Origin of the sequence: Streptomyces sp. ActVer, assembly GCF_027270795.1 — a bacterium.
GTDB classification, from domain to species: domain Bacteria; phylum Actinomycetota; class Actinomycetes; order Streptomycetales; family Streptomycetaceae; genus Streptomyces; species Streptomyces umbrinus_A.
This window is the reverse complement of sequence record NZ_JAPWHT010000516.1, coordinates 1-6,977: the sequence shown is the minus strand read 5'-3', so window position 1 is coordinate 6,977 and position 6,977 is coordinate 1. Positions and strand designations below refer to the sequence as shown.

5 protein-coding genes are annotated in these 6,977 nt (G+C 71.4%); all 5 read right to left on the bottom strand.

From position 1 onward, the window contains the following. Window positions 1-123: 123 nt before the first annotated feature. Window positions 124-1,419 (bottom strand): RNA polymerase sigma factor, encoded by a 1,296-nt coding sequence (locus O3Q52_RS46005; protein WP_269654442.1) that lies wholly within the window; start codon window positions 1,417-1,419, stop codon window positions 124-126. Window positions 1,420-1,777: 358 nt separating this feature from the next. Further along, on the bottom strand, window positions 1,778-3,685 hold the full coding sequence (gene dnaG / locus O3Q52_RS46000; RefSeq protein WP_269654441.1) for a DNA primase: 1,908 nt from the start codon (window positions 3,683-3,685) through the stop codon (window positions 1,778-1,780). 46 nt (window positions 3,686-3,731) lie between these two features. Then, window positions 3,732-4,997 (bottom strand): NAD(P)/FAD-dependent oxidoreductase, encoded by a 1,266-nt coding sequence (locus tag O3Q52_RS45995; RefSeq protein ID WP_269654440.1) that lies wholly within the window; start codon window positions 4,995-4,997, stop codon window positions 3,732-3,734. A 121-nt stretch (window positions 4,998-5,118) separates the two neighbouring features. After that, window positions 5,119-6,441, bottom strand: coding sequence for a deoxyguanosinetriphosphate triphosphohydrolase (locus O3Q52_RS45990; protein WP_269654439.1), 1,323 nt, complete (start codon window positions 6,439-6,441; stop codon window positions 5,119-5,121). Window positions 6,442-6,666: 225 nt separating this feature from the next. Next, window positions 6,667-6,977: CbiX/SirB N-terminal domain-containing protein (locus O3Q52_RS45985; protein WP_332113006.1), on the bottom strand; the 311-nt coding region annotated here is incomplete at its 5' end.

Sequence of the window (6,977 nt, the reverse complement as noted above, 5' to 3'; positions counted from 1 at the left end):
GCGCGGGGAACTGCGCGACAAGCCACATCCGGACCCGCACCCGACAACACACCCCACGGGGCCTGGGGCGGAGCCCCAGGGGACGGGATTGGGCAGGGGCGGCAGGGGCGAGAAAACGGACCGTCAGTCCAAGTAGCCCCTCAGTTGGTCTGCGAAGGCGTGGTCCCGGAGTTTGTTGAGGGTCTTGGATTCGATCTGGCGGATGCGTTCTCGGGTTACGCCGAAGATGCGGCCTATCTCCTCCAGCGTGCGGGGGCGGCCGTCCGCGAGGCCGTAGCGGAGTTGGACAACCTTCCGCTCGCGCTCGCCCAGCGTGGAGAGCACCGCCTCCAGGTGCTCCCGGAGGAGCAGGAACGCCGCCGACTCCACCGGACTCGTCGCATCCCCGTCCTCGATCAGGTCCCCGAGAGCCACATCGTCCTCCTCGCCCACAGGAGCGTGGAGGGACACCGGCTCCTGGGCAAGGCGCAGGACCTCACTGACCCGTTCGCTCGGGAGGTCGAGGTGCGCCGCGACCTCCTCCGGCGTCGGCTCATACCCCCGCTCCTGCAGCATCCGCCGCTGCACCCGTACCACCCGGTTGATCAACTCGACCACGTGGACGGGCACTCGGATCGTCCGGGCCTGGTCGGCGAGAGCCCGGGACATGGCCTGGCGGATCCACCAGGTCGCGTACGTCGAGAACTTGTACCCACGGGCGTAGTCGAACTTCTCGACCGCCCTGATCAGCCCCAGGTTTCCCTCCTGGACCAGATCGAGCATGGTCAGCCCGCGCCCCACGTACCGCTTGGCGACGGAGACGACCAGCCGGAGGTTCGCCTCGATGAGCCGGCGCTTGGCCATCCGGCCCATGACCACCAACTTGTCGAGGTCCAGGGCGAGTTGACTGTCCAGGTCGGAGGCCAGCCGCAGCCTCTCCTCCGCGAAGAGGCCGGCCTCGACCCGGCGCGCCAGCTCCACCTCCTCCGCCGCGGTGAGCAGCGGGATCCGGCCGATCTCCCGCAGGTACTGGCGGAACAGGTCGGACGAGGGCCCACCGGTGTCCGTACGCCCGCGGGGCACTTCCACCGGCTCCGGCGCCTCGGTCTCCACGAGGGTGACGGGCGGCTCCTCGGGCTCGGCCGGCGAGCCCTCCGGCTCCGCCGCCGTCTCGGGGTGGTGCGCGACACGGCTCTGCGGCGGTACGGCCGCGATGACGTCGGAATCCGCGTCCGTGTCGCTGGTGTTGTCGGTCTGGGTGAGGGTCTGGGTCTGCACGGGGGCGACCTCCAGGAATGTCGCTGCTGAGGCGTGCGGCAGCGGTACGTCAGGGATGGGGCCGACGGCCTTGCCGCTGTCCCTCCCGAAGTCATTGAGCGGAACCGCGGGGACATTGGACCCGTCGCGTTCGGGTCGGCCGCGCTCCGAGGACTCAGGCACCGGAACCCAGTGTGGAGTACGACACATCGTCGCCACGAGGGGCGTGCGGTGACTTTTTGAGTCCGGTCCGTGACCGCGTGGTTACCCTCGCGGAAAACTCGTGTGCCCGTGCGTGCCCTGATCTGGCACGATCCCCGAGTCTCCGGTTCCGATTACGGGGCACACGAGACGGTCCGCCGTGACAGTGCTGCCGGGTCCGAACGGCTGCGCCACTGGGCGGCCGGCGCCGGTCTCGAGCTGACGTACATCTCGCGGCTCGCGCCGGACGCCTTCACAGCCGATGGTCACGTTGCCGGGTTCCCCGTCGTACGCCGCCGAATCGGCCCGTGCGCGAGAAGGCCCGAGAAGTGCGCCCGTCTCAGAGCGCGCTCGCGCCCTTCTCGCGCAGCGCCTGGTCGTACTGCTGGAGCACCCACAACTCGTTCTGTACGGCGGCCAGCTGGGCCGGGTCGCCCTGGGCGGTGGCGCGGGCGAGGGCGCCCTGGACGTCCCTGACGCGGCGCTCCACGGCACGGCGGCGGACGGTGACCAGCTGCTCGCCCGCGTAGTGCTCGTCGACGGTCTTGCGCATGATGGCCTCGACGGCCAGCTCGGTGACCATGGCGCGAACCGCGTCGTCGGAAGCGGCCTCGCGGACGCGGACCAGGTACTCCTGCGGGTCCTGGACGCCGTACTCCGCGCCGCCCGCCTCGATGATCGTCTCGCGGACGGCCGCGTACGGCGGGGCGGTGAACTCGTCCACGCCGTACGCGTCGAAGGCCGGGGAGACCAGGTCGGGGCGCTGGAGGGCGAGCTTGAGGAGTTCGCGCTCGGTGGCGAAGACCGGGTTGCGGAGGGTCAGGGCGGGGCCGGAGGACGGCCTGGGTCCGCTGTTCTCGAAACTCTGCGGGGGGCGGCCGGTGCTCGTGGGCGCGGGGCCCTTGCCGCCGCGGTCGCGGGCCCAGCGGGCCAGCTGGGCGACGCGCTTGACGACGAACTGCGTGTCGAGGATGCCGAGCATGCCGGCGAGCTGGACGGCGACCTCGTGCTGGGCGCCGCTGTTCTTGATGCGGGCCACGATCGGGGCCGCCTCGTCGAGCGCGGCGGCGCGGCCCGCGGGGGTCTCCAGGTCGTAGCGCAGGATGATCTGGCGCAGGGCGAACTCGAAGAGCGGGGTGCGCGGTTCGACGAGGTCGGCGACCGCCGCGTCGCCCTTCGCGAGGCGCAGCTCGCAGGGGTCCATGCCGTCCGGGGCGATCGCGATGTACGTCTCGGCGGCGAACTTCTGGTCGTCCTCGAAGGCGCGCAGGGCTGCCTTCTGGCCGGCCGAGTCGCCGTCGAAGGTGAAGATCACGCGCGCCGAGCCGTTGTCCATCAGGAGCCGTCGGAGGATCTTGATGTGGTCGCCGCCGAAGGCCGTGCCGCAGGTCGCGATGGCGGTGGTGATGCCGGCGAGGTGGCAGGCCATCACGTCCGTGTAGCCCTCGACCACGACGGCCCGGCTGCTCTTGGCGATGTCCTTCTTGGCGAGGTCGATGCCGTAGAGGACCTGGGACTTGCGGTAGATCGGCGTGTCGGGTGTGTTCAGGTACTTCGGGCCGTTGTCCGACTCGTACAGCTTTCGGGCGCCGAAGCCGACGACCTCGCCGCCGATGTCGCGGATCGGCCACATGAGGCGGCCGCGGAAGCGGTCGATGGGGCCGCGGCGGCCCTCCTGGGAGAGGCCGGAGAGGAGGATCTCCTTGTCGCTGAAGCCCTTGCCGCGGAGGTAGCGCGTGAGGTGGTCCCAGCCCTGGGGGCTGTAGCCGACGCCGAAGTGGGTGGCCGCGGCCTGGTCGAACCCGCGCTCGGCGAGGAACTTGCGGCCGGTGTCGGCCTCGGAGCCGGTGTCGAGCTGCTCGATGTAGAACTGGGCGGCGATCTTGTGGGCCTCGACCAGGCGGATGCGCTCGCCGCGCTGGTGGGAGGGGTTGTAGCCGCCCTCCTCGTAGCGCAGCGTGATGCCTGCCTGGCCGGCGAGGCGCTCGACCGACTCCGAGAAGGTGAGGTGGTCGACCTTCATCACGAACGTGATGGTGTCGCCGCCCTCCTGGCAGCCGAAGCAGTGGAAGAGCCCCTTGCTCGGGCTGACCTGGAAGGAGGGCGACTTCTCGTCGTGGAAGGGGCAGAGACCCTTGAGGTTCCCGCCGCCCGCGTTGCGCAGTTGGAGGTACTCGGAGACCACGGCGTCGATCGGGACCGCGTCCCGAACAGCCTTCACGTCCTCGTCGTTGATCCTTCCAGCCACGCATGGATTCTACGGGGACGGTGTGACAGTCGAGCGCCGCCGTCTGTCATGGGACCAGACTGTCCAGCGGAACGTGCGGGTCCGCGAGTGCCTCGGAGTCCACCTGGGTCCGGCTCCGGATCAGTTGTTGGATCGGGTCCGTGACGTCCCACACATTCACGTTCATCCCGGCCAGCACCCGTCCCTCCTTCACCCAGAAGGCGATGAACTCCCGCTTGCCCGCGTCTCCCCGGATCACCACTTGGTCGTACGTGCCCGGGGGCGCCCAGCCCGAGTACTCGAGCCCTACGTCGTACTGGTCGGAGAAGAAATAGGGCACCCTGTCGTACGTCAGCTCGCGGCCCAGCATCGCGCGGGCCGCCGCCGGGCCGCCGTTCAGGGCATTCGCCCAGTGCTCGACGCGCAGGCGGGTGTCGAACAGCGCGTGGTGGAAGGCGGCCACGTCACCGGCCGCGTAGATGTCGGGGTCGGAGGTGCGCAGCCGCTCGTCGACCGCGATGCCGCCGCCGTGCGCGCGGTCGGCCATCGTGAGGCCCGCGGCCTCGGCGAGGCCGGTGCGCGGGGCGGCACCGATGGCGGCCAGGACGTCGTGCGCGGGGTGCTCCTCGCCGTCGTCCGTGCGGGCCGCCAGGACCATGCCGTCCTGGCCGGTGATCTCGGTGAGCCGGGCGCCGAAGTGGAAGCGGACGCCGTGCTCGCGGTGCAGTTCGGCGAAGAGCTGGCCGAGCTCGGGGCCGAGGACCGAGTGCAGCGGGGTCGGCCCGGGCTCGACGACGGTGACCTCGGCGCCGTACTCACGGGCGGCCGCGGCGACTTCCAGGCCGATCCAGCCCGCGCCCGCGATGACGAGGTGGCCGTTGTCCCGGCCGAGGGCGGTCAGTACGTGCTTGAGGCGCTCCGCGTGGGCGAGGCGCCGCAGGTGGTGGACGCCCGCGAGGTCGGTGCCCGGGATGTCGAGGCGGCGCGGTTCGGAGCCCGTCACGAGCAGCAGTTTGTCGTAGTGGACGAGCGTGCCGTCGTCACCGAAGCGGACGGTCTTCGCGGTCCGGTCGATGGCGTCGACGGTCTGGCCGAGGTGCAGCTCGACGTCGTTGCGCGCGTACCAGGCGGGCTCGTGCACGAAGACGCTGTCGCGCTCCTCCTTGCCGAGCAGATAGCCCTTGGACAGCGGCGGGCGTTCGTACGGGTGGTCGCGCTCGTCGCAGATCAGTATCACGCGGCCGGTGAAGCCCTCCGCCCGGAGCGTCTCGGCCGCCTTCGCGCCGGCCAGTCCGCCTCCGACGATGACGAATGTCTGATCTGCGTCGACCACTTGATGCCTCCTCGTAAGGATGTCGCCACATGCGAGCGTCCCGCACGGAGCGTGATGGGGGAAGAGGGAGTGGCCCGATCAGGCCACGCAGGGTCACGCCCTCCCCGTCCGGACGCCACAGCTACCCCGTGAGCCTCGCATGCAGTGATCGCGCGGAGGCGTCCGTCAGGGACGCGATCTGGTCGACGATCACCCGCTTGCGGGCACGGTCGCCCGACGCCTGGTCGAACAGGGCTCGAAACTGCGGGTCCAGGCCGTCCGGCGCGCGGGCGGTGAGCGCCTCCGCGAGCTCGGCGACCACGATCCGCTGGTCGGCGCGGAGCCGCTCCTGCTCGGCACGCTGCATGACGTACCGGTCGGCGACGGCCTTGAGGACCGCGCACTCCAGGCGGGCCGCGTGCGGGACGACCAGCTCGGCCGCGTACCGCGTGAGCCGGCCCATCCCGTACGCCGCGCGCGTGGCGCCCTCCGCGGCGAGGCAGAACCGGCCGATGAGCTGGCTGGTGGCGTCCTTCAGCCGGGCCTGCGCGACCGCGGAGCCGTCGTAGCCGTGCGGCCACCACTCCTGGTCCAGGAGGCGGTCGAGGGCTTCGCCGAGCTCGGCGGGGTCGGTGTCCACCGGGACGTACCGCCCGACGGCCACCGCGAAGATCTCCTGCCGCTCGGGCTCCGCGTGCAGGCAGTTGGGGTCGATGTGGCCCGCGTGGAGGCCGTCCTCGACGTCGTGCACCGAATACGCCACGTCGTCGGCCCAGTCCATGACCTGGGCCTCGAAGGTGGTGCGGGTGCCGGGGGCGCCCTCGCGGACCCAGTCGAAGACGGGGCGGTCGTCGTCGTAGACCCCGAACTTCGGGGACTTCGGGTCGGTCGGGTGGGCGCCGCGCGGCCAGGGGTACTTCGTCGCCGCGTCCAGGGCGGCGCGGGTGAGGTTGAGGCCGACGCTGACGAGGTCGCCGCTCTCGTCGCTTCTCACGAAGCGCTTGGGTTCGATACGGGTGAGCAGTCTCAGCGACTGCGCGTTGCCCTCGAAGCCGCCGCAGTCCTCCGCGAACTCGTTCAGTGCCTGCTCTCCGTTGTGCCCGAAGGGCGGGTGGCCCAGGTCGTGGGAGAGACAGGCCGCCTCGACGAGGTCGGGGTCGCAGCCGAGGGCGGCGCCCAGCTCGCGGCCGACCTGGGCGCACTCCAGGGAGTGGGTCAGGCGGGTGCGGGGGCTCGCGTCCCAGACCTGGCTCCGGGTGCCGGGGGTGACGACCTGGGTCTTGCCGGCGAGGCGGCGCAGGGCCGAGGAGTGCAGTACGCGGGCCCGGTCGCGCTGGAAGGCGGTGCGGCCGGGGCGTTTGTCCGGTTCGGTGGCCCAACGGTCCACTGACGTGGGGTCGTAGCCGGGGGGTGCGATGTGGTGGTCGTACGGGGGTTGGGTGGTGTCGGTGCTGGTGCCTTCCATGTCTTGAACAGTAAGCGGAGCGGCTGACAATTGGGGCGCGAGTCATTTGCGCCTGCGCGTCTGCCGGGGGCGGTTCGTTTGCGGGTGCGGGTTCGTTGTGGCTTGTCGCGCAGTTCCCCGCGCCCCTTAGGAGGCGCAGTCGGCGCCGATGCTTTCAGGGGCGCGGGGAACTGCGCGATCAGCCATGACGGACCCGCAGTCGACACACCGGGCCGAGCGGAGTGCCTACGCCGAGGCCAGGGCCGGCGTCTCGGCGGTCGCGGTCGCCATCGCCTGGTCGTAGCGGTGGAGGATCAGGCGGGCCATTGACGGGTGGGCGCCGAGGGGGGCCGAGGCGATCCAGGGGGCGGCGGCCGCGCACTCGGTGGAGAAGCGGCCGGGGGCCGTGAAGTAGGAGGCGACGGCGACGCGGTGCCGGCCCCGGGCGGTGAGGGCTCGTACGGCTTCGGGGACGGTGGGGGCCGCGGCGGAGGCGTACGCGGGGACGACGGGGACGCCGAGCCGCCCGGCCAGGAGGCCCGCGGTGCGGCGGGTGT